Origin of the sequence: Polaribacter ponticola (assembly GCF_026191475.2) — a bacterium.
Classification (GTDB): domain Bacteria; phylum Bacteroidota; class Bacteroidia; order Flavobacteriales; family Flavobacteriaceae; genus Polaribacter; species Polaribacter ponticola.
In genome coordinates this window covers 1,005,069-1,029,967 of the sequence record NZ_JAOSLC020000003.1, presented here as the reverse complement: position 1 = coordinate 1,029,967, position 24,899 = coordinate 1,005,069, and the positions used below count along the sequence as shown (strand labels likewise).

General features: G+C 28.7%; 29 protein-coding genes and 2 pseudogenes. 22 read left to right on the top strand and 9 right to left on the bottom strand.

Going from position 1 to position 24,899, the window contains the following annotated elements:
- The first annotated feature begins 30 nt into the window (after positions 1–30).
- Positions 31–1,454: pseudogene (locus N5A56_RS09670) on the top strand (L-serine ammonia-lyase).
- A 75-nt stretch (positions 1,455–1,529) separates the two neighbouring features.
- Here N5A56_RS09670 and N5A56_RS09665 read toward each other — a convergent pair.
- Together N5A56_RS09665 and yaaA are read right to left on the bottom strand one after the other, a co-directional pair.
- A complete protein-coding gene (locus N5A56_RS09665) occupies positions 1,530–2,177 on the bottom strand; it encodes a SanA/YdcF family protein (protein ID WP_265725274.1) in 648 nt (215 codons plus the stop codon).
- Positions 2,178–2,936 (bottom strand): peroxide stress protein YaaA, encoded by a 759-nt coding sequence (gene yaaA, locus N5A56_RS09660; RefSeq protein ID WP_265725273.1) that lies wholly within the window; start codon positions 2,934–2,936, stop codon positions 2,178–2,180.
- A gap of 171 nt (positions 2,937–3,107) precedes the next feature.
- Between yaaA and N5A56_RS09655 the strand changes: the two genes are divergently transcribed.
- The 13 genes from N5A56_RS09655 to N5A56_RS09595 all read left to right on the top strand — a co-directional run bounded on the left by N5A56_RS09655 (position 3,108) and on the right by N5A56_RS09595 (position 12,052).
- Positions 3,108–3,890, top strand: a complete 783-nt coding sequence (locus N5A56_RS09655) for an alpha/beta fold hydrolase (RefSeq protein WP_274270377.1) — start codon at positions 3,108–3,110, stop codon at positions 3,888–3,890.
- 217 nt (positions 3,891–4,107) lie between these two features.
- Positions 4,108–4,485, top strand: a complete 378-nt coding sequence (locus tag N5A56_RS09650) for a VOC family protein (protein ID WP_265725271.1) — start codon at positions 4,108–4,110, stop codon at positions 4,483–4,485.
- A gap of 46 nt (positions 4,486–4,531) precedes the next feature.
- Positions 4,532–5,221 (top strand): helix-turn-helix transcriptional regulator, encoded by a 690-nt coding sequence (locus N5A56_RS09645; RefSeq protein WP_265725270.1) that lies wholly within the window; start codon positions 4,532–4,534, stop codon positions 5,219–5,221.
- Between the two features lie 101 nt (positions 5,222–5,322).
- A complete protein-coding gene (locus N5A56_RS09640; protein WP_265725269.1) occupies positions 5,323–5,862 on the top strand; it encodes an RNA polymerase sigma factor in 540 nt (179 codons plus the stop codon).
- Positions 5,863–5,903: 41 nt separating this feature from the next.
- Entirely contained in the window at positions 5,904–6,440 is a 537-nt protein-coding gene (locus tag N5A56_RS09635) for a hypothetical protein (protein WP_265725268.1), read from the top strand.
- Between the two features lie 73 nt (positions 6,441–6,513).
- Positions 6,514–7,380: a hypothetical protein gene (locus N5A56_RS09630; RefSeq protein ID WP_265725267.1), complete on the top strand. Its 867-nt coding sequence runs from the start codon at positions 6,514–6,516 to the stop codon at positions 7,378–7,380.
- 46 nt (positions 7,381–7,426) lie between these two features.
- Positions 7,427–7,909 (top strand): hypothetical protein, encoded by a 483-nt coding sequence (locus tag N5A56_RS09625; RefSeq protein ID WP_265725266.1) that lies wholly within the window; start codon positions 7,427–7,429, stop codon positions 7,907–7,909.
- Between the two features lie 692 nt (positions 7,910–8,601).
- A complete protein-coding gene (locus N5A56_RS09620) occupies positions 8,602–8,826 on the top strand; it encodes a hypothetical protein (RefSeq protein ID WP_265725265.1) in 225 nt (74 codons plus the stop codon).
- Between the two features lie 53 nt (positions 8,827–8,879).
- Complete coding sequence (locus N5A56_RS09615) at positions 8,880–9,206, top strand: ArsR/SmtB family transcription factor (protein ID WP_265725264.1); 327 nt, start codon at positions 8,880–8,882, stop codon at positions 9,204–9,206.
- Between the two features lie 23 nt (positions 9,207–9,229).
- Positions 9,230–9,841 carry an arsenate-mycothiol transferase ArsC gene (locus N5A56_RS09610; RefSeq protein WP_265725263.1) on the top strand — a complete coding sequence of 204 codons (612 nt, stop codon included), beginning with the start codon at positions 9,230–9,232 and terminating at the stop codon, positions 9,839–9,841.
- Between the two features lie 5 nt (positions 9,842–9,846).
- Positions 9,847–10,314, top strand: a complete 468-nt coding sequence (locus N5A56_RS09605; protein ID WP_265725262.1) for a DUF6428 family protein — start codon at positions 9,847–9,849, stop codon at positions 10,312–10,314.
- Positions 10,315–10,455: 141 nt separating this feature from the next.
- A complete protein-coding gene (locus N5A56_RS09600) occupies positions 10,456–11,094 on the top strand; it encodes a hypothetical protein (RefSeq protein ID WP_265725261.1) in 639 nt (212 codons plus the stop codon).
- A 40-nt stretch (positions 11,095–11,134) separates the two neighbouring features.
- Positions 11,135–12,052: a hypothetical protein gene (locus N5A56_RS09595; RefSeq protein WP_265725260.1), complete on the top strand. Its 918-nt coding sequence runs from the start codon at positions 11,135–11,137 to the stop codon at positions 12,050–12,052.
- A gap of 74 nt (positions 12,053–12,126) precedes the next feature.
- Here N5A56_RS09595 and N5A56_RS09590 read toward each other — a convergent pair whose 3' ends face one another.
- Both N5A56_RS09590 and N5A56_RS09585 read right to left on the bottom strand, forming a co-directional pair.
- The gene (locus N5A56_RS09590) at positions 12,127–13,167 is read right to left on the bottom strand and encodes an RluA family pseudouridine synthase (protein WP_265725259.1); all 1,041 of its coding nucleotides are present in this window, start codon (positions 13,165–13,167) and stop codon (positions 12,127–12,129) included.
- Between the two features lie 37 nt (positions 13,168–13,204).
- Entirely contained in the window at positions 13,205–13,759 is a 555-nt protein-coding gene (locus N5A56_RS09585; RefSeq protein ID WP_265725258.1) for a PASTA domain-containing protein, read from the bottom strand.
- A 62-nt stretch (positions 13,760–13,821) separates the two neighbouring features.
- Here N5A56_RS09585 and N5A56_RS09580 point away from each other — a divergent pair, with 62 nt between their 5' ends.
- From N5A56_RS09580 to N5A56_RS09555, 6 genes and pseudogenes are all read left to right on the top strand, one after another.
- On the top strand, positions 13,822–14,826 hold the full coding sequence (locus N5A56_RS09580; protein ID WP_274270376.1) for a D-alanine--D-alanine ligase: 1,005 nt from the start codon (positions 13,822–13,824) through the stop codon (positions 14,824–14,826).
- A gap of 98 nt (positions 14,827–14,924) precedes the next feature.
- A complete protein-coding gene (coaD, locus tag N5A56_RS09575; protein WP_265725256.1) occupies positions 14,925–15,380 on the top strand; it encodes a pantetheine-phosphate adenylyltransferase in 456 nt (151 codons plus the stop codon).
- Positions 15,381–15,414: 34 nt separating this feature from the next.
- Positions 15,415–17,162, top strand: a pseudogene (locus tag N5A56_RS09570) (M14 family metallopeptidase).
- A 13-nt stretch (positions 17,163–17,175) separates the two neighbouring features.
- Positions 17,176–17,691, top strand: coding sequence for a pyridoxamine 5'-phosphate oxidase family protein (locus tag N5A56_RS09565; RefSeq protein ID WP_265725254.1), 516 nt, complete (start codon positions 17,176–17,178; stop codon positions 17,689–17,691).
- Entirely contained in the window at positions 17,684–18,328 is a 645-nt protein-coding gene (locus N5A56_RS09560; protein WP_274270375.1) for a lactonase family protein, read from the top strand. The genes N5A56_RS09565 and N5A56_RS09560 overlap by 8 nt, the downstream gene beginning before the upstream one ends.
- Positions 18,273–18,788, top strand: a complete 516-nt coding sequence (locus N5A56_RS09555) for a lactonase family protein (RefSeq protein ID WP_274270374.1) — start codon at positions 18,273–18,275, stop codon at positions 18,786–18,788. Before N5A56_RS09560 ends, N5A56_RS09555 begins: the two co-directional genes overlap by 56 nt.
- Positions 18,789–18,795: 7 nt before the next feature.
- On the opposite strand, the gene N5A56_RS09550 is transcribed toward N5A56_RS09555, so the two are convergent.
- Positions 18,796–19,863 carry a T9SS type A sorting domain-containing protein gene (locus tag N5A56_RS09550; RefSeq protein ID WP_265725252.1) on the bottom strand — a complete coding sequence of 356 codons (1,068 nt, stop codon included), beginning with the start codon at positions 19,861–19,863 and terminating at the stop codon, positions 18,796–18,798.
- 125 nt (positions 19,864–19,988) lie between these two features.
- On the opposite strand from N5A56_RS09550, the gene N5A56_RS09545 reads away from it, so the two are divergent.
- A complete protein-coding gene (locus tag N5A56_RS09545; RefSeq protein WP_265725251.1) occupies positions 19,989–20,450 on the top strand; it encodes a (2Fe-2S)-binding protein in 462 nt (153 codons plus the stop codon).
- A complete protein-coding gene (locus N5A56_RS09540; RefSeq protein ID WP_274270373.1) occupies positions 20,447–22,537 on the top strand; it encodes a xanthine dehydrogenase family protein molybdopterin-binding subunit in 2,091 nt (696 codons plus the stop codon). The genes N5A56_RS09545 and N5A56_RS09540 overlap by 4 nt, the downstream gene beginning before the upstream one ends.
- A gap of 134 nt (positions 22,538–22,671) precedes the next feature.
- Here N5A56_RS09540 and N5A56_RS09535 read toward each other — a convergent pair whose 3' ends face one another.
- From N5A56_RS09535 to N5A56_RS09520, 4 genes are all read right to left on the bottom strand, one after another.
- Entirely contained in the window at positions 22,672–23,514 is an 843-nt protein-coding gene (locus N5A56_RS09535; protein WP_274270372.1) for a DNA/RNA helicase domain-containing protein, read from the bottom strand.
- Positions 23,444–23,917, bottom strand: a complete 474-nt coding sequence (locus N5A56_RS09530; protein WP_274270577.1) for a DNA/RNA helicase domain-containing protein — start codon at positions 23,915–23,917, stop codon at positions 23,444–23,446. The genes N5A56_RS09535 and N5A56_RS09530 overlap by 71 nt, the downstream gene beginning before the upstream one ends.
- Positions 23,918–24,027: 110 nt before the next feature.
- Positions 24,028–24,624 (bottom strand): hypothetical protein, encoded by a 597-nt coding sequence (locus tag N5A56_RS09525; RefSeq protein WP_274270371.1) that lies wholly within the window; start codon positions 24,622–24,624, stop codon positions 24,028–24,030.
- A complete protein-coding gene (locus N5A56_RS09520; protein WP_265725248.1) occupies positions 24,617–24,895 on the bottom strand; it encodes a helix-turn-helix domain-containing protein in 279 nt (92 codons plus the stop codon). The genes N5A56_RS09525 and N5A56_RS09520 overlap by 8 nt, the downstream gene beginning before the upstream one ends.
- Positions 24,896–24,899: the final 4 nt, after the last annotated feature.

Sequence of the window (24,899 nt, the reverse complement as noted above, 5' to 3'; positions counted from 1 at the left end):
TTACACCATAATTTAGATTTAATATTACGAATGTCGCAATTTATTAGTGTTTTTGATATGCTTAAGATTGGTGTTGGACCTTCTAGTTCACACACATTAGGCCCTTGGAGAGCTGCAATAGCTTGGGTAGAAAAATTAAGAGAGCAAAATCTTTTAGAAAGTTTAGATACAGTTGAGGTAAATTTATATGGCTCTTTGTCTTTAACGGGTAAAGGTCATGCAACAGATGTTGCTGTGTTATTAGGTTTAAGTGAAGCAGACCCAGAATATATTCCTATTGAAGATATTGTAATTATTGTTGATAGAATAAATACACAAGAAGAAATTTTTTTTAAAGGCGGAAAAAAGTTTCTTTTCTTAGAAATTCAATCAAATTTAATAGAGATTTTTTACCATTTCATGCAAATGGAATGACTTTTAAAGGTTTTTCTGATGGAAAAGAAATATCATCTGAAACGTATTATTCTATTGGTGGCGGATTTATTGTACAAGAGAATGATAATTTAGAAGAAGAAATTGAAATCAATAAAAAGAATTTTCCGTACCCAATTAATAGAGCAATTCAATTAGAAGAGTATTGCGAAAAAGAAAATTTACAAATTTCTGATATAGTTCTTAAAAACGAATTAGAGTTAAGGTCTGAAAACGAAATTGATTTTGAATTGAATAGAATATGGGAAACCATGTTAGAGTGCATGTATATTGGTTGCCATACAGAAGGTAGACTTCCTGGAGGATTAAATGTAAAAAGACGTGCGTTTGATACACATGTAAAATTGATAAAAGACGCAACATATTCTAATCAAAAAGAATGGATTACAGCTATAAGAGGTAATGAGGTTAAGTTTAGAGAAATTTTAAAATGGGTTAGTTGTTTTGCTTTATCTGTAAATGAAGTGAATGCTGCTTTAGGAAGAGTGGTAACAGCGCCAACAAATGGAAGTGCAGGTGTAATTCCGGCAGTTTTAATGTACTATTTAGTGATAGAAAACCACGAAGCCAATTTTAATGAAATAAAAAAGTTTTTATTAACTGCTGGCGAAATTGGAAGTATTTTTAAGAAAAATGCAACTATTTCTGCAGCAATGGGAGGTTGTCAGGCAGAAATTGGAGTTTCATCTGCAATGGCAGCAGGAGCTTTAACAGAGTTGTTAGGTGGTACAGCAGCACAAGCTTTATCTGCAGCAGAAATTGCTATGGAACATCATTTAGGCTTAACTTGCGATCCTATTGCAGGTTTGGTGCAAGTACCTTGTATAGAGCGTAACTCTATGGGCGCAATAAAAGCAATACATGCAGCAGAAATTGCTTTAGAAACAGATCCTAAAGATTCTTTAGTATCATTAGATAAGGTGATTGACACCATGTGGGAAACCGCTAAAGACATGAATAAAAACTATAAAGAAACTTCAGAAGGAGGTTTGGCAGTAAATGTTAGAATTGTAGATTGTTGATGTTTAGTTGGCAGTTTTCAGTAAAGCTAAATAATAATTAATAAGTGTCATTACGAGTTTTTACGAAGCAATCTGTTATTTAATTTTAACCTTTTCTCCAAGAAATTTAGGCTGTAGCTTAAAAAAGATATCTACAAAAACTTTAACTCTTGCAAAATATTCTCTGGTCTGTGTTTTTAAGCCTAATCTATTTGTAACATCTTTGGCATTAAAACCAACTGCATTTATACCATAACTTTCGGCTAAGAAAATAGCTCTTTCATTATGGAATTCTTGAGAAATCATTGTTACAGATTGTTGGTTGTATATTTCTTTTATTCTAATTACAGAATTTAAAGTTCTATTACCACCATAATCAAGTAAAATTTTATTTTTTGGAATCCCTTTTTTTAATAATTCAATTTTAAAATCTTGCGGATTATCATTGTATTTAGATTCGTAACTACTGCTTATTAGTATAAAATCTATTTTTTTTGATTTAAATAACTTTACTGCCGCGTTAACTCTATAAATAAAATACAAATTCTCTTCGCCGCCTTCTAGTATTTTAGAAGTTCCTAAAAGTAAACCAACTTTATTTTTGGGTATTTTAGAAGTATCTGTAAAAACTTTTTCCTTAGCATTTTGGTTAACAACTAAGTTGGATAAAATTATAGTAATAGCCGATAGAATGAATCCTATAAGAGCTGTTTTTTTTATTATTTTAAACCAATTTAAATTCATTTAGCGAGTAAATAATAATTCGGTTTCTGTAGACATTTCTTCAGAATAACGATAATTATCAACATTAAAACCTTTTAGATCTTCAATGGTTTTAACGTTGTTGTCTATAATATAACGCACCATTAAGCCACGGGCTTTTTTAGCATATGTCATCACAATTTTATATTCACCATTTTTTAAATCTTTAAAAACAGGTGTAATCATTGGTACTTTTAAAACTTTTTTAGGTATCACTTTAAAATATTCTGAACTAGCTAAGTTAACTAGTAATTCATCGTCTTTTAGTTCTTCATTTAATGCATTTGCAACAGTGTTATCCCAAAATTTATATAAGTTTTCTGTTCTACCAACTTTTAACTTTGTACCCATTTCTAATCTATAAGGTTGTATTAAATCTAAAGGTTTTAACAAACCATATAAGCCAGATAGAATTCTTAAGTTATTTTGAAGTAAAGGTATTTTTTCTTCGGATAAAGAATTTACATCAATCCCCTGAAAAACAGCGCCAGTAAAAGAATAGATTGCTTGTTTTGCATTTTTTGGTGTAAAAGGCGTTTGCCAAGTTTGATTTCTGTCATAATTTAAAGCAGACAAATCATCAGAAATTTTCATTAACTCAGATAATTTTTTCTTAGAAAGTGTTTTTAATTTTTTATTCAATTTTTCCGACTTGTCTAAAAAACGAGGTTGTGTATGTAAACTTGTAGGCACTTTACTTTCAAAATCTAAAGACTTTGCTGGTGATATTATGATTTTCATTTACTATTTTCTTTATAAAGTAAAAATACAATGTCCAAATAGAAATTTCAAATTTTCAAATTTTTAAAATTAATATTGATATAAATATAATTGATATAATTTAAGAATTTCTTAAATAAGAACTGTCACTATTTTATAAATAGGAAGTCTTTTTCTTAAAACAGATAAAAAATGAAGATACGATTTACAATTACAGTTTTACTTTTATTATTATTAAAAGGTATTTCTTTTGGGCAAGAAAAAAAGAATAAAATTAAGTCAGGTTCTGGGAGTTTTACTATTAAAGGAGGCTTTAATAATGAAAAAGATTCAATAAAAATATTTTATTACAAACCCAATTTTTCAGTTATTATTGTAGTTCCAGGAGGAGGAAGAAATGGTGATGATTATAGAGATAATTGGATAGATTTAGCAAATAAATACAACCTTTTAGTATTGTCTCCATCATATTCCAAAACAAAATACCCAAAATCTAAAAATTATAATATAGGTAGATTATCAAATTCTTCATTTATAAACAAAACAACTAAAAAGAGAAACTCTAATGAGGAGTGGATTTTTGATGACTTTGATAGAATATTTAGCACAGCTGTTGCAGATGTTAATTCTACACAAAAAAAGTATGATCTTTTTGGGCATTCTGCTGGCGGACAAATTGCACATCGTTTAGCTATTTTTAATCCTAAAACTAAGGTAAATAGAATTGTAGCAGCAAATTCTGGCTGGTATACTTTACCAAATTTTGAAACAGAATTTCCTTATGGATTAAAAGATCTTAATATTAAAAAAAATCATTTAAGAAAATCATTCAAATCTAATCTTATAGTTCTATTAGGAGAGAAAGATAATAAATATGAGAAAAGAGGTGATTTAAGAAAAACTAAACTTGCAAATATACAAGGAGATGGAAGATTTTCTAGAGGAATATTTTTTTCAAAACAGCAGAAGTATTAGCCGATAAATTTAAGATGAAATTTAATTGGAAAAAAAGATAGTAAAAGGTGTTGGACATTCATATAATAAAATGGGAGTTGCAGCAGCAGAGTATTTGTACAGTAATAAAAGATAAAGTCATTTTACTAAAATTAAAAGAATTTTATTATAAATACCTCTGACATTATCTGTCAAAGCATCAAGTATTTTTGTGGTATAATAATTTAAAACATACAAAATGAAAAATGCAATTAATTGGTTTGAGATTCCTGTATTAGATTACGAAAGAGCAAAAAAATTTTATTCTACAATTTTAGATTTAGAAATTTCTGATTTTCATATGCCAGAAAAAAATATGAAATACGGAATGTTTCCTTATGATATGGAAAACGGTGGAGTAGGAGGCGCAATTGTAGAAATGGCAGAAATGAAACCATCTACAGACGGATCTACAGTTTATTTAAATGGTGGAGAAGATTTAAATGTTGCTTTAAACAAAGTTGAAGCTGCTGGCGGAAAAATATTTATGCCAAAAATGGATATTGATGAAAACGGCTTTATTGCTCAGTTTTTAGATACAGAAGGTAATAGAGTTGCATTACATTCTATGCAATAATTTTTAATTTAGCGAATCCTTTTGGGTTCGCTATCTTTGTTTTTCTATGTCGCAATTATCTAGATTAATATCAATTCTTACCATGTTAAAATCGAAACGATTATTAACAGCAACAGAATTGTCTAAAAAATACGATGTTAGTATAAGAACTATTTACAGAGATATTAAAAAATTAGAAGAAGGAGGAATTCCTGTGTTTACCATAGAAGGAAAAGGGTATAGTTTAATGGATAATTATACGGTTGCACCTGTACAGTTTTCCGAAAAAGAAGCAAATGCTTTAATTACTGCACAACATGTTATAAATCAGTCTCAAGATGCTTCTTTTGTGCATGATTTTAATGACGCTTTAACAAAAATAAAATCGGTTTTTAAAAGTTCTATTCAACAGAAGAGTGAGCTTTTAAACGATAAAATTCATGTTTTTAATTGGAAATATGAAGAGATTTCTAGTAATGCTTTGTCAGAAATTCAGTTAGCAATTACTAGTTTTAATTATGTAGAAATTAATTATCAAAAAGCAGATGATCCATCAATATCTTTCAGAAAGATAGAACCTTGCGCTATGTATTCTACAAACAATAAATGGATTTTAATTGCTTGGTGTCATTTAAGAATCGAGTATAGAGCTTTTAGAATTGATAGAATAAAGCATTTTAAAATTTTAGATTCTTTTTTTGAAGATAGAAAATTTAACATTCAAGATTATTTTGCATCTTGCCCTTATGGAGATTGATTGTAATTAGTTTGTTTAGCCAATCAAAATATAATTTAGAGTTTTTTTCAAACTATTTCTTTTATCTTGTGTCTAAAGAATAGTAACCAACCAAACAATACTTGAGTAAAGACGCAGAACTTGTAATTAAGTTAAAAAATCCTGCACTAAAAGATATCGCTTTTAGTGAACTTCTTGATGCTTATCAAGAACGTTTGTATTGGCATATTAGAAGAATTGTAACTACTCATGAAAACGCAGATGACGTTTTACAGAACACTTTTATCAGAATTTATAAAAGTATTATAAAGTTTGAAGGGAAAAGCAGTTTGCATACTTGGATGTATAGAATTGCATACAATGAATCTATTAGATTTCTCGAAAAAAATAACAAAAAAAGATATGATAATATTGATGAGGTTTCAGAATCTAATTTAGCCTCCTTGTTTGAAGACGCCTATTTAGATGGAGGTGAAATTCAGCAAAAACTGCATAAAATTATAAACGGTTTTAAAGAAAAGCAAAAACTGGTTTTTAATATGAAGTATTTTGATGACATGAGTTTTAGGCAAATTTCTGAAATATTAGAAATATCAGAAAGTACATTAAAATCTACTTATTACACAGCAGTAAAAATTATTGAAGAAAAAATATTTTTATAAATCCAAACTATTTTTAAAAAGTAGGGTCTAACTAATATATTATGAAAAAATCGACAGAAAATAACAGCAAACAAAGCTTTCTAAAAGAAGGTTTAAAAGGTGATATTTCTAAACATCATAAAAAATATTTAGGAACAGATATTCCTGAAGGATATTTTGTGAAATCTAAGATGTCTATTTTAGATAAAATAAAAGAAGAACAGGTAACAGAAGAAGTTATTTCTAAAAAAGGGAACATCATTTGGATGCAACCTCAATTTAAATATATAGCAGCGGCTTCTTTAGTTTTTATACTTAGCTTAACAGTTTGGTTGCAAAGTTCTAGTAATTATAATAGTTTAGAAACTAATACAATAGAGTCTTTTGTTTTTTCAGATGATGTTTTAATCAACTCTTTACTAATAGAAGAATCTGAAATAGATGCGTTTGAAGATGCAACCTTATTTAACGAGGTTTTAGTAAAAGCAGAACTTTCTGAACAAAAATTAGATAATTTAATTTTAAATTCTTTGTTTGTAGAAGACACATTATTAGATGATTATATAAATGAAGGAATGATTGAAACAATTATTTTATAATTTTTTCAAACTATTTTAAAAAATGTAGTTCTAAATAAATAGAAACAATTATTAATTAAAAACTTTACTTATTATGAAAATTTCAATTTCAAAAGAGCGCATTTTTAAATCTAGTATTTTATTTTTTACTATTACAGCTTTTATTTTATCAGCTTTATTATTTACATCTTGTTCAGATTCTGAAGGTGTAGAAATGTCAGACGATACTTCTTTAATAGAAAGTATAGATGTTGCTGCAAAAACAACTGTTGCGGTTACAGATTTGCCAACAGCAACAGCAACTATTTTTACAGAAGATTTAGCAGATAGTTATGCAGAAAGTGCTTTTTTAGCAAACGGATTAGGCTATAAAGTTTCTATAGCAACAGATAACGACTCTAGACAAGAAAAAACGAGTGAAATATTTTTCTCTTTAGATGGAAGAAAATTAACAGACACAAATGAGCGAAGAAAAAAGAGAAGACATAAATGTTTTGATTTTGTGTATCCTATAGATTTTATAATGCCAGATGCAACTTCTATTACCTTAACAAGTAAAGATGATTGGACTTTAATTAGAGAATGGTATGATACAAATCCAGATGAAACTACTAGACCAGATTTAGTTTTTCCTGTAGATGTAACTTTAGAAGATGGTACAACACAAACTTTAATTGATAGAGATGAATTGGATACCGTTAAAGATTCTTGCAAAAAAGGAAAAGACAAAAGAAAATGTTTTAAATTAGTATTACCAGTAAGTTTTACAATGGAAGACGCATCTGTAATAGAAGTTAATGAAAGATCAGATTTTAAGTTGCTTAGAGAGTGGAGAAAAGCAAACCCAGATGCAACTGTAAAACCAGCATTAAATTACCCTGTAGATATCGAGTATAAAGATGGTACTACAGCAACTATAAATAATGAAACAGAAAAACATGCAGCAAAAGACGCTTGTTAATTATAAATTTGTACTTTAGATTTTCTAGCGTAAATAAACTATTAAAATGAAATTAAAAAACATCATATTAACCTTAAGCTTTTTTAGTTTGATGCTATTTAATACAGTAATTTCTGCTCAAGACTCTAATTTTAATGTAATTAAAAAAGAGTTAACAAAACAACAAAGAGATTTGTTAGAGAAAGAAAAATTGGTAATGAAAACAAATAGAGATGCTTTTAAAGCATCGCTTACCAAAGAACAATTAGTTATTTTAAGAGATAGAACAATTTCTAAAGCAGAATTAAGAAAACAACTAGTTGCTACTTTTTCTAGAGAACAAAAAAGTTTGGTAAAGAAGCAGCAAGTTAGTTTAAGAAAAGCTAGAGATAATTTTAGAAAAACGTTAACGGGCGAGCAAAGAAAAATGCTAAAAGAACGAATTGATAAAATTAGAACTTCTAAAGATAGAGGAGAACTTAAAGATGGTCCAAGAAAAAATAATGCTAATAATGGTAAGAAAAAAGAAATAGAGGAAATTAGCTTTTAACTATTTATGAAGCATCTTTTAATAAGATTTAAAAACACAATTAAGGTTTTTGGGTTGCTATTGTTTTCAATGGCAACCTCTTTTTGTTCTTATGCACAAGAAGAAAGTTTAGAAGATTTAGATGGTTTAATTGATGAACTTTTTTTGAAGATCAGCAATTTTTAGATGAACTTGTAGAAAGTGGTTTCTCTTATAATTTCTTATACACATCAGTATCTTATAATAGTAATACTTATTTTTCTGGTAGAGATTCTGGTACAGATCAATTTAATTTAATACCGCAAGTTTCTTATTATCATTCCTCTGGTTTTAATGCAAGTGTTTCCGGAATTTATTATGAAAACTTTGCTCCAAGTTGGGATTTTACAAGTGTTTCTTTAGGTTATTTTAATTCTATTGGCAGCAAGAAAAACGTACTTTACAATATAGGTTACACCAAATATTTTTATTCTGAAGAGTACGATGATTTTACAAATTCATTTGATGTTAGTCTTGGTATTAGAAATAAAACAAGAACATTAGGTAGCACAATAGCTGCTTCTTATATTTTTGGAACTGATAATTCTTATCAAATTGTATCTAACTCTTATGTAAATTTTACATTAAAAAGAACGGAAAAATTAGGAATTCGTTTTAAACCAAGCATCAATTTTATTATTGCAAAACAAACTTTATTTACAGAACAAATTGTTTTGTCTAATGGGCAAAGGTTTTTGCAAACTACAAGTTTTGATATTTTTGATTTATTAAACACACAAATTAATTTTCCGGTTTCTTTAACTATTAATTCTTGGGATTTTGAGTTAGGTTATAACTTAAATTTACCCAATGCTACCATTACAGAAGACACTTTATCTAACACAAGTTTCTTTAACTTATCTATAGGTTATATGTTTGATTTATCTAAAAATATATAGAAAACCTTTTTTATTTAAAGCATTAATCGTAATATTGCAATAAACAAATTAAGATGGGTTTAACGAAGTCAGAAATATTTACAGAAGAGCAGAATAAGATAGCTGCTATTGCAAAAGTTTTAGGACATCCTGCTAGAGTTGCAATTTTAGAGTTTTTAATAAAATTAGAATCTTGTGTTTGTGGAGATTTGGTAAAAGAGATTGGTTTAGCACAACCTACTATTTCTCAGCATTTAAAAGAATTAAAAAAAGTAGGTATTATAAAAGGAACTATTGAAGGTACAAGTGTTTGTTATTGTATTCACGATGAAAATTGGGAAGAAATACAAAACTTAATGGGGCAGTTTTTAAATAAAAATTCAACAGGAAGTTGTTGTTAAGAAATAAAAGAAATAAAGAAGAAATGAATCAAAAGATTAAAAAAGTAATATCAGAATTAAAAACTGATGTAATTGCAGAAGAAAGAAAATTGGTTTTACTACCATTAATTAATTTTGTTCAAGATAAAGTTGATGCAAATAAAACAGCAAACATAAATTTTATTTGTACACATAATTCAAGACGAAGTCATTTAAGTCAAATATGGGCTCAAACTATGGCTAATTATTTTGATATAAATAATGTAACTACCTATTCAGGAGGAACAGAAGCAACAGCTATGTTTCCTAAAGTTGGTGAAACATTAACGAAACAAGGATTCGAAATTCAGAAAATTGCTGATGCAAAAAATCCTATTTATGCTATTAAGTTTGATGATAATTCTCATCCTATAATTGCTTTTTCTAAAAAATATGATGATGAGTTTAATCCTGTTTCTGAGTTTGCAGCAATTATGACCTGTTCTCACGCAGACGGAAATTGCCCATTTATTGCTGGTGCAGAAAAAAGGATACCAATTACTTATGAAGATCCTAAATTGTTTGACAATACAGAGCAGCAAGCAGAAAAATATGAAGAAAGAAGTTTACAAATAGCAACAGAAATGTTGTACATATTCTCACAAATTAAAAAATAAATAATATGAAATTATCAGAAATTAAAAGTCATTTAAGTGGTTTAGAAAAAATAGCGTTCCAATTACCAAACGGAGAATTAGTTCCGGCTCATTTTCACGTAACAGAAGTTGGTAAAATTACCAAAGACTTTATAGATTGCGGAGGTAAAGTAAGAAGTGAAACTGTTATTAATTTTCAGCTTTGGGAAGAAAATGATTACGATCACAGATTACACCCAGAAAAATTAGTAAACATTATAGAGTTATCAGAAAAGATTTTTAAGTTTGAAGATTTAGAAATTGAAGTAGAGTACCAAGGTAAAGAAACAATTGGTAAATATAATTTAGAGTTTGACGGAACCAATTTTTTATTAACATCTAAAATTACTGCTTGTTTAGCGTTAGATGCTTGTGGTATTCCTGCAGAAAAGCCAAAATTACAATTTTCTGAAATGGAAGGTTCTAGTTGTGCTCCTGGTTCTGGATGTTGTTAGTTGTTGATTTTAGTAAATTTTTTTAAATTTTCATTATAAATTAATATATTTATAAAAAAACATCAAAAAAATGAAAGATTTAAAAAAATAAGAATACTAAAAAAATTAGTTTTATGCTTAATGTTTTCGATGTTGTTTGCAGTGTATTTTTTAATAAAAAATACAGATAATTTAGCCGAAAGTCAAGAAGTTAGATATAAATCTTTTAAGCTTGCTAGTGAGTTAAGAACACATTCTAAAGAATTAACAGACTTTGCAAGACTATATGTAATGACAGGTGATTCTTTTTATGAACAAGAATATGAAAAGAGCTTAAAAGTTGCACATGGAGCAATACCAAGACCAGATGGTAGAACAATATCTATATTAGATAGTTTAAGAAATTTAGGTGTAAAGAAAATAGAATTCGATTTATTAAAGTCATCTCAAGAACTTTCAGATCAATTAGTTTTGGTTGAGAAAATGGCTTTTAATACAATGAAAGACAATTTAAAAGAAAATGTTAATTTTAGTGAGCTTAAAGAAAAATCAAATCTAGAATCTGCACGTAATTCATTATTTGATGAGCGTTATAATTCTTCATTAAAACGAATTATTGACCCATTAGATATTTTTGTAAAAGTTATTGAAGATAGAAATAATCAAGTTTTAGAAACTTTTAAAACTAAGAGAGTTATCATAATAGTTGTATCAATTCTATTGTTTTTAATCTCTTCTAGTTTTATCTTTTTGTTAAAAAGAGATAATAATACAGATCGTAATAATAAGAGTGTAACTTAAAATACTATCTTATTATTTTAGAATTTATAATAAGTTTTAAATGAATAAATACCTTACAATTCTATTTTTTATTGCAATGTTTGTTTCTTGTAAATTAGAAAAAAAGACAATTGTAAAAAAAGAAACCATAACAGAAGTTGTTAAAACTGATGATTTTGAATTGATAAAAGCAAGCAAAGATTCTAAAACTGTTTTAATACTATTTGGTGGTTTTGGTGAAAAACCAGAAGACATAAAAAGAGAATTTAAAATAACAAATATTGCTAAGAAGAACAATGTTAGTTTGCTTTTAATGAATTACTCTAGTAAGCTTTGGCTAGAAGAAGATGATAAGAAAGGTTTAGCAACTCTTTTACAAAAAACATTAGAAAATCATAATTTACAAAACAAAAATATTTTTATAGGAGGTTTTTCTAGTGGCGGAATTGTGAGTATGCTTATCAGTAATTATATAAACGGAATGAAGGAGTTTTATATTGATCCTAAAGGGGTTTTTATAGCAGATTCACCAATAGATCTTTTGGCGCTTTACAAAGCATCTGAATTAAATATTAAGAAAAATTTTTCAGAAGTTTCTGTAGCAGAAAGCAATTGGATTATTAAGATGTTTAATGATAAACTTGGAAGTCCTAAAAACGGAATTTCAATGTATGAGAAGAATGCTGTTTATACGATGGAATCTGATTATACTAAAAATTTAGACAATCTTAAAAATACCAAAATAAGATTATATACAGAACCAGATGTTGCTTGGTGGAAAGAAAATAGAAGAACTGATTATGAGCATACAAATGCATATTATATTAAGCATTTATCAAAATCTTTAAAAAGTAAGGGATATAAAAATGTAACTTATATAGCTACACAAAATAAAGGATTTAGAGCAAACGGAGAAAGACATCCGCATAGTTGGTCTATCATAGATAAAGAAAATCTATTCCGTTGGATGTTAGAGTAATTTATCCTTTTCCATAAAAAAAATAGCTATTTAGATTCGAATCTAAATAGCTGTTTTTTTATACTATAAATTGTTTAATCTAATTCTACATCTTTAGAATTCTCAGAATAGGTTCTCCATTTCTCTAAACAATCTGTAATGTCTTTAGGTATTTCAGAGTTAAAACGCATAAATTCACCCGTTGTTGGGTGCGTAAAACCTAATGTTTTTGCATGTAAAGCTTGTCTTGGTAAAACTTTAAAACAGTTGTGTACAAATTGCTTGTATTTTGTAAACGTTGTACCTTTTAAAATATCATCACCCCCATAACGTTCATCATTAAAAAGAGTGTGTCCAATATATTTAAAATGAGCTCTAATTTGGTGTGTTCTTCCTGTTTCTAATTTACATTGTACTAGCGTAACATACGTTAAACGTTCTAAAACTTTATAATGTGTTACCGCATGTTTACCGAATTCTCCATCAGGAAAAACAGACATTTGTAACCTGTTTTTTAAGCTACGTCCAATATTTCCTTCAATTGTGCCTTCATCTTCATCTACATTTCCCCAAACTAAAGCATAATATAAACGCTCTGTAGTTCTGTCAAAAAACTGTTTAGACAAATGTGCCATTGCAAATTCTGTTTTTGCAACTACTAATAAACCACTTGTATCTTTGTCAATTCTATGCACCAAACCTGGTCTTTCATTAGAATTTGTTGGTAAACTTTCTATATGATGTATTAAGCCATTAACCAAAGTACCAGAATAATTTCCATGACCTGGATGCACAACCATTCCTGCTGGTTTATTTACCACCATTACAGTATCATCTTCATAAACAATATCTAACGGAATGTCTTCTGCAACTAATAATTGTTCTGCTGGCGGATAAGATAAAACAACTCTTACAACATCATTAGGTTTTACTTTATGGTTAGATTTTACAGCAACATCGTTAACCAAAACATTACCAGCTTTTGCAGCTTGTTGTACTTTATTTCTTGTAGCATTTTCAACAAAGTTCATTAAAAATTTATCAACTCTTAAAGGTTCTTGTCCTTCACTAGCTGTAAATCTGTGATGTTCGTATAAATCATCATTTTCTATTTCTTGATTATTGTTTTCTTGCAAATCGTTTACTTTATTTTGTTGTTTACTTAAACTCTAATTACCTTCTTCCGTCACCTAAAACTAACTGAATAATAGAGTTTTTTGGTAGTTTATCATTAGGGTTTATAATTTTTCCGTTGTGTCTTAAACCCCTAACAACATCTTTTCCAATATCTCTAACATAAGAAAACTTTGTACCAACAATAAAACCGATAGCTTGTAATTCTGAAACAGCTTGCCTTTTTGTACGTCCGTTTAAATCTGGTATTGTAATATCTCTATATTTAGACGGATTTAAAGTTAAATAAATCTTACGCTTTTCTTTTACAAAATCGCCAGCTTCTGGGCTTTGTTCTATAACCGATTTTTTAGGATACGTTGGGTTATAACTTGCGCTATCTATTACTTTAAAGTCTAAATCTAATTCTTTTAAAGTTCTTTCTGCTTCAGAAATAGTAAGTTTATGTAATTCTGGAACTTGTATTTTTTGATCGTGATTTGTAGTACTATTTAACCAAAATTTTAATGAAAAAATAACAATGATAAAACCAATAATTGCAAATGCAATTTGTTTAAAGAAAGTTTTACTTTTAAGAAACTGAAAGATACTCATATAGTATGTTTTTAAGACGTACAAAGATATAAAAACTAAACGTTGTTGTTTCTATTTATATTTTGATAAATTTGTTTTATTATTTTAGAATTGATGAAAAAAATATAGCAATTGTAATGGGTGGTTTTTCATCCGAAGTTAATATTTCTTTAAAGAGCGGAAATGTTGTTTACAATCATTTAAATAAAAATAAATACCAAGCTTTTAGAGTACATATTTTAAAAGAAAAATGGGTGGCTTTAGATGATGATAATAATGAATATTTTATTAATAAAAACGATTTTTCGTTTGTACTTAATAAAACAAAAATTACGTTCGATTGTGTTTTTAATGCAATTCATGGAAACCCAGGAGAAAATGGAGAATTATTAGCGTATTTTAATTTAATAGGACTTAAACATACGTCTGCACCATTTTATCAAATGTCATTAACGTTTAATAAGAGAGATACTTTAAGTGTTGTTAAAGAATACGGAATAAAAACAGCCGTTTCTATTTATTTAAACAAAGGCGATGTTGTAAATTTAGATAAGATTATAAGCAAAGTTGGTTTGCCATGTTTTGTAAAACCAAATAATGCAGGTTCTAGCTACGGTATCTCAAAAGCACATACAAAAGAAGATATTTTACCTGCAATAGAAACTGCTTATAAAGAAGATTCAGAAATTTTAATTGAATCTTTTTTAGATGGAATAGAGGTTTCAGTTGGTGTTATACAGTATAAAGGAGCAACCAAAGTTTTGCCAATTACAGAAATTGTATCTGAAAATGATTTCTTTGATTATGAAGCAAAATACGAAGGAAAATCGCAAGAAATTACACCTGCAAGAATATCCGCAGAAGAACAAAATAGGGTAGAAGTTGTTGCAGAAAAAGTGTATAATATTTTAAATATGTCTGGTTTTTCTAGATCTGAATATATTTTTGTGGATGGAGAACCTTATTTTTTAGAAATGAATACCGTTCCAGGAATGACGGAAGAAAGTATTTTGCCGCAACAAGCAAAAGCAGCAGATATAAGTTTAAGTGAGTTATTTGAAAGTGCAATTGTTAGTGCTTGTGGATAGAAATAAATACACGAATTAATAGTTATAAATTCGTGAAATTTAAAGTTCGTTTATAGTAAAGATAATTTATGAATTAGTGGCAAATAATAGGTAAACATATGAAAAGAGCAATTTTTCCAGGGTCGTTTGATCCTTTAACATTAGGACATGTAGATATTATAGAAAGAGGCGTAAAGTTGTTTGATGAATTAATTATTGCTATTGGTGTAAATGCCGATAAAAAGTATATGTTTTCGTTAGAAGAACGCAAAAAATTTATTGAAGATTGCTTTAAACACGAACCTAAAATTAAAGTAGTTACTTATAAAGGGTTAACAGTTCATTTTTGTCAGGAGAATAACGTAGATTTTATTTTTAGAGGATTAAGAAACCCTGCAGATTTTGAGTTTGAAAAAGCAATTGCACATACAAATAGAGATTTAGCGCCAATAGAAACCGTGTTTTTATTAACAGCAGCAAGTACTTCTTACATTTCTTCTTCAATTGTAAGAGATGTAATAAGAAACGATGGAGATTACACAAAATTAGTTCCTGCTTCTGTTAGAGTTAAATAATTTATATTTCATTTATTTTTAATTATTCATTAAAATGAAAAAAATAGTATTTCTTATTACACTATGTATTCTAATAATTTCTTGCGATTCATCATCTAAAGAAAATACAGATTTTACAACCCTTTTCGAAACTTCAAAAGGAACGGAAACACCAGAATACAAAGATGTAATTTCTTATTACACCAAACTATCCGAAGAATATAGTCAGATTTCATTATTTTCTTTTGGGCAAACAGATGCTGGCGAACCTTTGCATTTGGTAACTTTTAACCGAGAAGGAATTTATAATGTTGATGAAATTAATAATTCGACAAAAAATAGAATTTTAATTAACAACGGAATTCATCCAGGAGAATCAGATGGAATTGATGCTTCTATGTTGTTATTAAGAGACATTGTTCAAAATGATTCTTTAATCGAAAAATATAAAAATTCTATTATTTGTGTTATTCCTGTGTATAATGTTGGCGGTTCTTTAAATAGAAATTCGCATTCGAGAGCAAACCAAAACGGACCTTTAGAATACGGTTTTAGAGGAAATGCTAGAAATTACGATTTAAACAGAGATTTTATAAAACAAGGCACTAAAAATGCAGCCACTTTTGCAGAAATTTTTCATACTGTAAATCCGGATGTTTTTATAGACAATCATGTAAGTAATGGCGCCGATTATCAATATGCAATTACTCATTTATTTACACAACATAATAAATTAGGCGGTAATTTAGGTGCGTTTTTACAGAACGAAATGCGACCAGAATTAGAAGCGTCTTTAAAAGAAAAAAATATAAATATTACACCTTATGTAAATGTTTGGGGTACAACACCAGAAGCAGGTTTTTCTCAGTTTTTCGATTCTCCAAGATATTCTACAGGCTACACAACATTGTTTCATACACTCGGTTTAATGGTAGAAACACACATGCTAAAACCTTATAAAACAAGAGTAGAACAAACTTATGAGCTGCTTTTTTCTGCTTTCGATTTTACAGAAGAGAACTCAGAAGTTATAAAAGATTTACGTGCTAAAGCAACGGATGAAATTTTAGCAAAAAAAACATATCCTATTCATTATAAAGTTGACAAAGAAAAGTTTAGAACCTTAAATTTTAAAGGATATGAAGGTGAAGAAATCGATAGTAAAGTAACCAACGGTAAAAGATTATTTTATGATAGAAGTTTACCTTTTGATAAAGAGGTTAAATACTTTGATGAATTTGCGGTAACCAAAGAAGTTACAATTCCAAAAGCTTATATTTTACAAAGCGGCTGGCATAACGTTATTGATAGGTTAAATAATAACGCTATAGAATACACGTATTTTGAAAACGATACAGTAATTAATGTAGAGGTAAACCATATTAAAGATTTTAAAAGTAGAAAAGCACCTTATGAAGGTCATTATTTACATTATAATACAGTTGTAGAAAAATCATTACAAGAAATTACTTTTAAAGCAGGAGATTTACTAATCACTACAAACCAAAATGGCGTACGTTATTTACTAGAAACCTTAGAAGCAGAAGCAACAGATTCTTTTTTAATTGGAATTTTTTCGATACTATTTTACAACAAAAAGAAGGCTATTCTGGTTATGTGTTTGAAGAAGTTGCAGAAAAGTTATTAAAAGAAAACACAGCTTTAAAAACAGCTTTTGAAGAAAAGTTAACTTCGGATGAAAAATTTGCTAAAAACCCAAGATTGCAACTAGATTTCATTTATAAGAATTCACCTTATTATGAAAAAGCACATTTACGCTTACCTATTTTTAAAGTTTTTTAAATTGTAATTTTTGATGAAATATTTTCTGAATACTTTATTACTAATCTTTTTTATGAGTTGCACCAATACAAATAATGTTGTTAAAAAAGACATTAAAGAAGTCGCAAAAGAAATTATGATTACCGCAAAAAACTGCGCATTAATTACAGTAGATTCTTTAGGAGTAGCAAATGTAAGAACCATGGATCCTTTTTTACCAGAAGCAGATTTTACAGTTTGGTTGGGTACAAATACACATAGTTTAAAAGTAAAGCAAATTAGAAAAAACAAAAATGTATCTCTTTATTATTTTGATAAAGAAAGTGTTAGTTATGTTACTTTACAAGGAGTTGCAAGTATTGTAAATACGAAAAAAGCCAAAGACAATTTCTGGAAATCAGATTGGGAAAACTTTTATAAAAATAGAGATACAGATTATACTTTAATAAAATTTGTTCCTAAAAAAGCCAATGTAGTTAGCGAAAAACATCAGCTTTTAGGAGACTCAATAACCTGGAAAACTCCACAGATAAATTTTAAGCATGAATAAATTATCAATAGTATTTACAATGTTAATTGCCGTAGTTTTAATAAGTAGTTGTACTTCTACTTTAGAAGAAAATAATACTTTTTATGTAGGAACCTATACAAAAAAAGAAAGCAAAGGAATTTATAAAATTAGTATTTCTAAAGAAGGAAAATTAAACAAAATAGGATTAGTTGCAGCAACCAATAATCCTTCTTTTTTAGCAAAAAGTAAAGATTCTAAAACACTTTTTACAGTTGATGAAACGGATAAAAACGGAACCGGTTTTGTAAAATCTTATAAAATTGAAAACGACTCGTTAATTTTAATTAGCACTTCCAAATCTGGAGGAGCACATCCTTGTTTTGTAACCGTAAACAATAAAAATCAGGTTTTAGTAGCTAATTATTCTGGCGGAAATGTAGGCTTATTAAACGCAAAAAATACAGGTGAATTATCAGATTTAGTAGCTGTACAACAACATACAGGAAAAGGAACAACCAAAAGACAAGAAGCACCGCATGCACATTCTACGTGGTTTCATCCCTCAAAAAACGAAGTGATTTCTGTAGATTTAGGCACAAATCAATTATGGTTTTCTACAATTGATACAAGTAAAAACGAGTTTTTTTACCAATCAGAAAACATTAAAACTGGCTGAAGGAGCTGGTCCAAGACATTTAACTTTTCATCCAAATAATAAATGGATTTATGTTTTAAATGAACTTAACAATACGGTTTCACTGGTAAAAGAAAAAGAAGAAAATTATTATATAGATTCTTCAATTTCCACACTTCCAAAAGGATTTACGGCATTTAGTAAAGCAGCAGATATTCATATCACAAAAGACGGTAAGTTTTTATATGCTTCTAATCGCGGAGATAATTCTATTGCTATTTATAAAGTAAATTCAGAAAACGGAACGCTAAAAACAATAGGATATCAATCTGTTTTAGGTAAAAGTCCAAGAAGTTTTTCATTTTCACCAAATGAAGATTTTTTGTTAGTAGCAAATCAAGATACAGACAATATCGTTTCTTTTAAAAGAAATTTTAAAACAGGTAAATTAACTTTTGTGGATGAGATTTCTATCTCAATGCCAGTTTGTATTTTGTTTTAAAATTGTGTTATTTTATAATAACTGTGTTTTTACTCACAATTTTTTCATCCTTTTTAAAGATAAAATAATAAGATCCTTTTTTTAAATTAGATACATCTACTGTAGACTTATTATTGTTTTGTTTTCTATCTATTTGTTTCCCTAAAACGTTAAAAATTAAAATAGTATCATAATTATTACTCGCGTTTTCGGTTAAATGTAATGTGTCTTTTGCAGGATTCGGGTATGTTTTAATCAGCTGATTATTTGCTTTTAAATTATTTAAACTTAATGTGCTTACTTCTTCTACACTAAAATCTGCAAACAAAACCTCTTCGTATCTTAAGTCGGCAACATTATTTAAGCTTCTATAAATTCCCCATTTAGGTCTTACAAATTCTGCACCTTGTTGCCAATTTCCAATATTAGTATTTTTATATTCTAAAACAACTTTTTGGTTATCTATTCTTTCTATTTTTATAGAATAAGTTTCGTTGTTTCCAAACGCTATTTTTTCGGTAATTTCTACCCAATGTCCTTTTAATAAAGATAAATCTACTTTTATTAAAGTCTCTTGGTCGTTGGTATTTGTTTGTCTTAATTCTAATTTATCTGGTGTACCTTTTCTAGCAGTTAAAGTATACATTGGTATCGATGCGTAATCGCCATCAACAGATTTTAATTGATGTAAATGTGTAAAGCTAGAGGACGCTTTAAAATTAGCATCAATTTTCATTTTCCATTTATAAATCACTTTTTCGCCTTCAATTCCTTTTAAATTTTCCGGACTTTTATCATACGTTTTAATTTCATTACGTTGTCTATCAAAATTTTTACAACGATCGTTATCATTTTCTGTATGTATAAAAAAACGAAATACATTTTTGTTTAAATCTGTGTCAAAAACTTCATCTATATGTCTTCCAAAACTAGCATGATTACAATCTGGCACTTCAACAACATCATAGTTTGGTGCAAGAACAGAATTTATTAATTTATAGGTATCGCCAGCGCCATTAGCTGATAATACAACTTGCGAACTTGTATTTGTTATGCTTAAAATATATAAAATACTAATTAAAAAAAATAACTTCATATATATGATTTTTAATTGGTTAACCAATTTTAAGAGGTAAAAAAAGTAAAATTTTATTTAAGAAGAATGAGTTAAAATATTTTTTAAAATTTGACTACCTTGTAAGCACAAAATTTATAAATAAAATGATTTCACTTTCAATTAACGGAAAATCGTATTCCATAGAGGTGCAGGAAGATATGCCTCTTTTATGGGCAATTAGAGATATTATTGGTTTAACAGGTACTAAATTTGGTTGTGGTGTTGCACAATGTGGAGCATGTTCTATTTTAATTGATGGTAATTTAACAAAATCTTGTAGTATGCCTGTTTCTTACGGAATAGGAAAAGAGATTTTTACAATTGAAGGGTCTTCTAATAATTTAGAATTTTTGCGTAAAGCTTGGAACGATGGTAATGTGCCACAATGTGGTTATTGTCAATCTGGGCAATTAATAGCCGCAACTTCTTTGTTAGATAAAATAGCAAAACCTACAGACAAAGATATTGATAAAGCAATGAGCGATAATATTTGTAGATGCGGAACTTATACGAGAATTAGAAAAGCGATTCATAAAGCCATTGAACTTAAAAACGAAGCAATATGAGCAACATACAACAAATAAACCGTAGAGATTTTGTAAAATTATTTGGTTTAGCTTCTAGCGGAATTATTTTAGGTTGTACAATATCTTCGGATAAAAAAGAATTTTTACCACAAACAGATGGAATTTTTACGCCTAATTTATTTGTGCAAATGCAGCAAAGTGGTAACATTATTTTAATAGCTTCTCGATCTGAAATGGGACAAGGTATTAGAACTTCTTTAGCATCTGCAATTGCAGATGAATTAGAAGCCGATTGGAAATACATTACCGTAAAACAAGCAACAGGAAATGCCAAATATGGCAATCAGAATACAGATGGTTCTGCAAGTGTAAGAACTTTATTAGAACCGATGCGTAAAATGGGAGCAACTGCAAAAGCGATGTTAATTACAGCTGCTGCAAAAAAATGGAATGTTGATGAAGCAGTTTGTAAAGCAGAAAATCATTTTATTATCAATAAAAAAACAAATGATACAATTTTCTTTGGCGATTTAGTTGTTGAAGCTTTAAAAGTTGCAATTCCGGATGAAGCAACCATCAAACTTAAAAAAGTAGAAGATTTTAAATTTATAGGTAAAACTTTAAAAAGTGTCGATTTAAAAGATTTTACACACGGTACTGCAACTTACGGAATAGATGTTAGAATACCGAATATGAAATTTGCAGCAATTGCAAGATGTCCGGTAACTTTCGGAACCGTTAAAAGTGTTGATAGTTCTGATGCAGAAAAAACAGCAGGTGTAGAGAAAGTAATTACTTTAGATAGAATTGTACCACCAACAGGTCAGTTTTTTGGAGCATTGGGCGGTGTTGCAGTAATTGCAAATAATACATGGTCTGCTTTTCAAGGAAAACTAAACTTAAATATAGAATGGGATTATGGCGATAATCATTCTTTTGATACCGATAAATTTAAAGAGACTTTAACAGAGAGATTACAAGTAAACGGAAAAGTAGTTCCTGGAAGTAGAGGTAATGTATCGGCTGCTTTTAGCGATGCAGAAAAAGTGGTAGAAGCAACCTATCATGTTCCGTTTTTGGTACATGCGCCAATGGAAGTGCCAAATGCTACCGCTTGGTTTCAAAATGATAAAATTGAGGTTTGGGCGCCTTTGCAAGATCCGCAAACGGCAAGAGCAGAAATTGCACATTTCTTTGAGATTCCTTTAGAAAACGTAACAATAAATGTTACTTTTTTAGGTGGCGGTTTTGGGCGTAAATCTAAATCAGATTTTGTGGTAGAAGCGGTTGCTTTATCAAAAAAAATAAATGCGCCTGTACAGGTTGTTTGGACGCGTGAAGACGATATAAAACATAGTTTTTATCATTCTACTAGTGCGCAATATTTAAAAGCAAGTTTAGATAAAAAAGGAAATGTTTCTGGTTGGTTACAAAGAGTTGCAGTACCATCAATTGTGTCTTCTTTTAAACCAATGTCTGATTATACTTCTGGCTTAGAATTAAACCAAGGGTTTACGAATAATCCGTACGAATTAGATAATTTTAGATTAGAAAATGTAAAAGCAGAAGCACATTTAAGAATTGGTTGGATGCGTTCTGTGGTAAATATACATAGTGGTTTTGGTAATAATTCTTTTGTAGATGAAATGGCATTTGCTGCTAAAAAAGATCCTGTACAGTTTCATTTAGATTTGTTAGGAAAAGATAGAATTATTCATGGTAAATCTGAACATCCGTACAACTCAAAACGAATGAAAGAGGTGTTAAAAACCACAGCTAAAAATGCAAATTGGGGCAAAAAATTACCAGAGAATCATGGTTTTGGTGTTGCAATCCATTATAGCTTTTATAGTTATGTAGCAACCATCGTTGAGGTTTCTGTAAACGATAAAAAAGTAAAAGTTGAAAATATTTGGACTACTATAGATTGTGGTTTGGCATTAAATAAAGACAATGTTAAAAATCAATTAGAAGGCGCTGCTATTTTTGGAATGTCTTTAGCGTTGTACGGTAAAATTTCTGCCAAAGAAGGCGCTGTAGAACAAAATAATTTCTTCGATTACCAAATGACAAGAATGAAAGATGCACCAAACATTTATATAGATATTTTAGATAAAATGCACTGAACCTCCAACCGGTGTTGGAGAACCTGGTGTTCCTATTATGGCGCCTGCAATTTGTAATGCTATTTTTAATGCAACTGGGAAGCGTTATAGAAGTTTGCCTTTGGTGGATGAAGGGTTGGTTTAGAATAATTCTTCTATGCCGATTTTTTTAAATATTTATAAGTTTCATCATAAAATATATCTGGTCTTGTATGGTCTATATTTGAGCCTTTAGGAATGTAGATAATCATTCCTTGTCTAGCTCTAGTCAATAAAACACGATAAGTGTTTTTGAGATAGCTTTTAGTTATTTCTTGATTAATATTCATCCACTTTGTGCCTTTGAAACTTTGGTATTTCCATTTATTATTTACTATATGAAAATTTGCTCCCCATATTAAACAAGTTCTCTCAATTTCGAGTCCTTGAATATCAAATTCAGTTGCAATATCTTCTAGAAAAGATGAAGACCTAATATCATCACTTGAGTTTAGAAACCAGTTAGGGGCTGATATTTCATTCTTTACGTCAAGGCCTAAAGCTTTTAACCTTCTTGCACCTGAAGACGCTACTAATCCTATCCTTTCTGTACCTTTACTTTCTTTTCTTAACCAATCTTTTGCTGTATCTATATCTCTTGTTAAGAAAAACGGAAATGAGTTTTTAATTTCAGAATATAGTTTTTTAGTATTATCTAAATTTAATTCTAATAATTCATGCACAAATGCAGACACTTGTTCAGACCTATAAGAACGTAGAGAGACGGATAAATGTAAGTCTTTTTCAGAAATTCCATTTTTTAATAACCAAGTTCGTTGAGTCTCTGTTTTTATATAATTTGTGCTGTTAATAATTGAATTTGAAAAATGAATTTCCCAATCTTCAAATTCATTTTGAAAAGCATTAATCCATTCTTCTAATCCAGCTTCACCTGTATTTATTTCTTGACCACCTCCAATAAGACAAACAATTGTGCACCAGTCTTGATGACGATTCATAACATCTCATCAAAAATTCGGGTTCAGACATTTCAAAATCTTCAAGACCTCTTTTTCTTTTCATGAAAGAACTAACTTGTTTTTTATTCCATGCTCTTTGAGCTTCATCGAAAACAACAACTTTTTCTGTTGGAATTAGATTAGGAGTTAGATATTCGTCTCTAAAGTGATGTATATTTTGAATAAAAGTATTTGTCCTTCTTTTTGCATCGTCTTTTGTTACTCTTTCTTCTTTCTCTTTTGATGATAAAACTAAATCCCTAGCTAAAGCTTCTCTTAATACTTCTACTAAAGGTCCATTTCCTGAAAGAAAAACAGCATGTTCATCTTCATCAGCCCTCATTCTTTCGTTTGCTATATTCAACCCAGCTAGAGTTTTTCCTGCTCCTGGAACTCCAGTTATAAAGCAAATTGACTTTTTATTATTTAATTTAGAACTTTCTATAACTTCATTAATATAATTAGAAGTTTTAGCTAGGTTTATTTTTTCAGAATCATGCCTAGATATTTCTTTTACATCATGTCCTTTGTATAATGATTGAGCAAATTCAATAATTGTTGGAGTTGGTTTGTATATTGAGTTCTCCCAAATTTTAATATCAATTTTATCTTTGGGATTCTGAATAAAACTTTCAATACTTTTTTTATTCCTTTTTTATTACATTTTGCAACTTCGTTGTGTTTTAATACTTCATTTATATTAACAAGACTATCTTCAGCATTAGTAGCTACCAATAAAGGAATCAATTTGACAAAGTGACTTCCTTCATGGAAATTTTTTAAATCTAAACAGTAGTCTATTACTTGTAGTTCTGCATGTTTACCATATTTATCATCTCCAACTTTAAATTCAATAACAAAAACACAATCATCAACTATAATAATATTATCTACTCTTTTTCCCATTCTGGGGATTTGAAATTCAAAATAGATTGCCCCGTTTACTTGTTTTAATTCATTCTTAAGAATTTCAATCTGTTTTACCCATGCATTTTTTTGTAAATCTTCTAATGAACGATTAGTGTGATTTAAGCTTAATTGCCCTAAAATTGAATTTGAATCTTCTAGAACAAATTTTGAAATTGAATTTTTATAATAAGCTCTACTCATCTAATTTATCAGTCTTTAATTTGTAATTATGATAACTTAGATTCTTATTCTGATTTTTGAAGTTTAATAAATCCGATAAATCCATTTCAAAAACCTTAGAAAATACTGCAATATTAGTTAGGGAAATATTTCTTTCACCTCTTTCTATCATTCCAATATAAGTTCTATGAAAGCCTGTTTTAAAAGAAAGTTTTTCTTGACTTAAATTATTTTCTAGTCTTAGCTCTCGAATTCTTACTCCAAATTCTTTAAGAATAAATTTATTTACCATTTAT

What these genes read in the sequence shown, in the direction of transcription:
- N5A56_RS09665 (WP_265725274.1), bottom strand. Translation starts at nt 2,177, where the DNA reads ATGAATTTAAATTGGTTTAAAATAATAAAAAAAACAGCTCTTATAGGA.
- yaaA (WP_265725273.1), bottom strand. Translation starts at nt 2,936, where the DNA reads ATGAAAATCATAATATCACCAGCAAAGTCTTTAGATTTTGAAAGTAAA.
- N5A56_RS09655 (WP_274270377.1), top strand. Translation starts at nt 3,108, where the DNA reads ATGAAGATACGATTTACAATTACAGTTTTACTTTTATTATTATTAAAA.
- N5A56_RS09650 (WP_265725271.1), top strand. Translation starts at nt 4,108, where the DNA reads ATGAAAAATGCAATTAATTGGTTTGAGATTCCTGTATTAGATTACGAA.
- N5A56_RS09645 (WP_265725270.1), top strand. Translation starts at nt 4,532, where the DNA reads ATGTCGCAATTATCTAGATTAATATCAATTCTTACCATGTTAAAATCG.
- N5A56_RS09635 (WP_265725268.1), top strand. Translation starts at nt 5,904, where the DNA reads ATGAAAAAATCGACAGAAAATAACAGCAAACAAAGCTTTCTAAAAGAA.
- N5A56_RS09630 (WP_265725267.1), top strand. Translation starts at nt 6,514, where the DNA reads ATGAAAATTTCAATTTCAAAAGAGCGCATTTTTAAATCTAGTATTTTA.
- N5A56_RS09625 (WP_265725266.1), top strand. Translation starts at nt 7,427, where the DNA reads ATGAAATTAAAAAACATCATATTAACCTTAAGCTTTTTTAGTTTGATG.
- N5A56_RS09615 (WP_265725264.1), top strand. Translation starts at nt 8,880, where the DNA reads ATGGGTTTAACGAAGTCAGAAATATTTACAGAAGAGCAGAATAAGATA.
- N5A56_RS09610 (WP_265725263.1), top strand. Translation starts at nt 9,230, where the DNA reads ATGAATCAAAAGATTAAAAAAGTAATATCAGAATTAAAAACTGATGTA.
- N5A56_RS09605 (WP_265725262.1), top strand. Translation starts at nt 9,847, where the DNA reads ATGAAATTATCAGAAATTAAAAGTCATTTAAGTGGTTTAGAAAAAATA.
- N5A56_RS09595 (WP_265725260.1), top strand. Translation starts at nt 11,135, where the DNA reads ATGAATAAATACCTTACAATTCTATTTTTTATTGCAATGTTTGTTTCT.
- N5A56_RS09585 (WP_265725258.1), bottom strand. Translation starts at nt 13,759, where the DNA reads ATGAGTATCTTTCAGTTTCTTAAAAGTAAAACTTTCTTTAAACAAATT.
- coaD (WP_265725256.1), top strand. Translation starts at nt 14,925, where the DNA reads ATGAAAAGAGCAATTTTTCCAGGGTCGTTTGATCCTTTAACATTAGGA.
- N5A56_RS09565 (WP_265725254.1), top strand. Translation starts at nt 17,176, where the DNA reads ATGAAATATTTTCTGAATACTTTATTACTAATCTTTTTTATGAGTTGC.
- N5A56_RS09560 (WP_274270375.1), top strand. Translation starts at nt 17,684, where the DNA reads ATGAATAAATTATCAATAGTATTTACAATGTTAATTGCCGTAGTTTTA.
- N5A56_RS09550 (WP_265725252.1), bottom strand. Translation starts at nt 19,863, where the DNA reads ATGAAGTTATTTTTTTTAATTAGTATTTTATATATTTTAAGCATAACA.
- N5A56_RS09545 (WP_265725251.1), top strand. Translation starts at nt 19,989, where the DNA reads ATGATTTCACTTTCAATTAACGGAAAATCGTATTCCATAGAGGTGCAG.
- N5A56_RS09540 (WP_274270373.1), top strand. Translation starts at nt 20,447, where the DNA reads ATGAGCAACATACAACAAATAAACCGTAGAGATTTTGTAAAATTATTT.
- N5A56_RS09535 (WP_274270372.1), bottom strand. Translation starts at nt 23,514, where the DNA reads ATGAATCGTCATCAAGACTGGTGCACAATTGTTTGTCTTATTGGAGGT.
- N5A56_RS09525 (WP_274270371.1), bottom strand. Translation starts at nt 24,624, where the DNA reads ATGAGTAGAGCTTATTATAAAAATTCAATTTCAAAATTTGTTCTAGAA.
- N5A56_RS09520 (WP_265725248.1), bottom strand. Translation starts at nt 24,895, where the DNA reads ATGGTAAATAAATTTATTCTTAAAGAATTTGGAGTAAGAATTCGAGAG.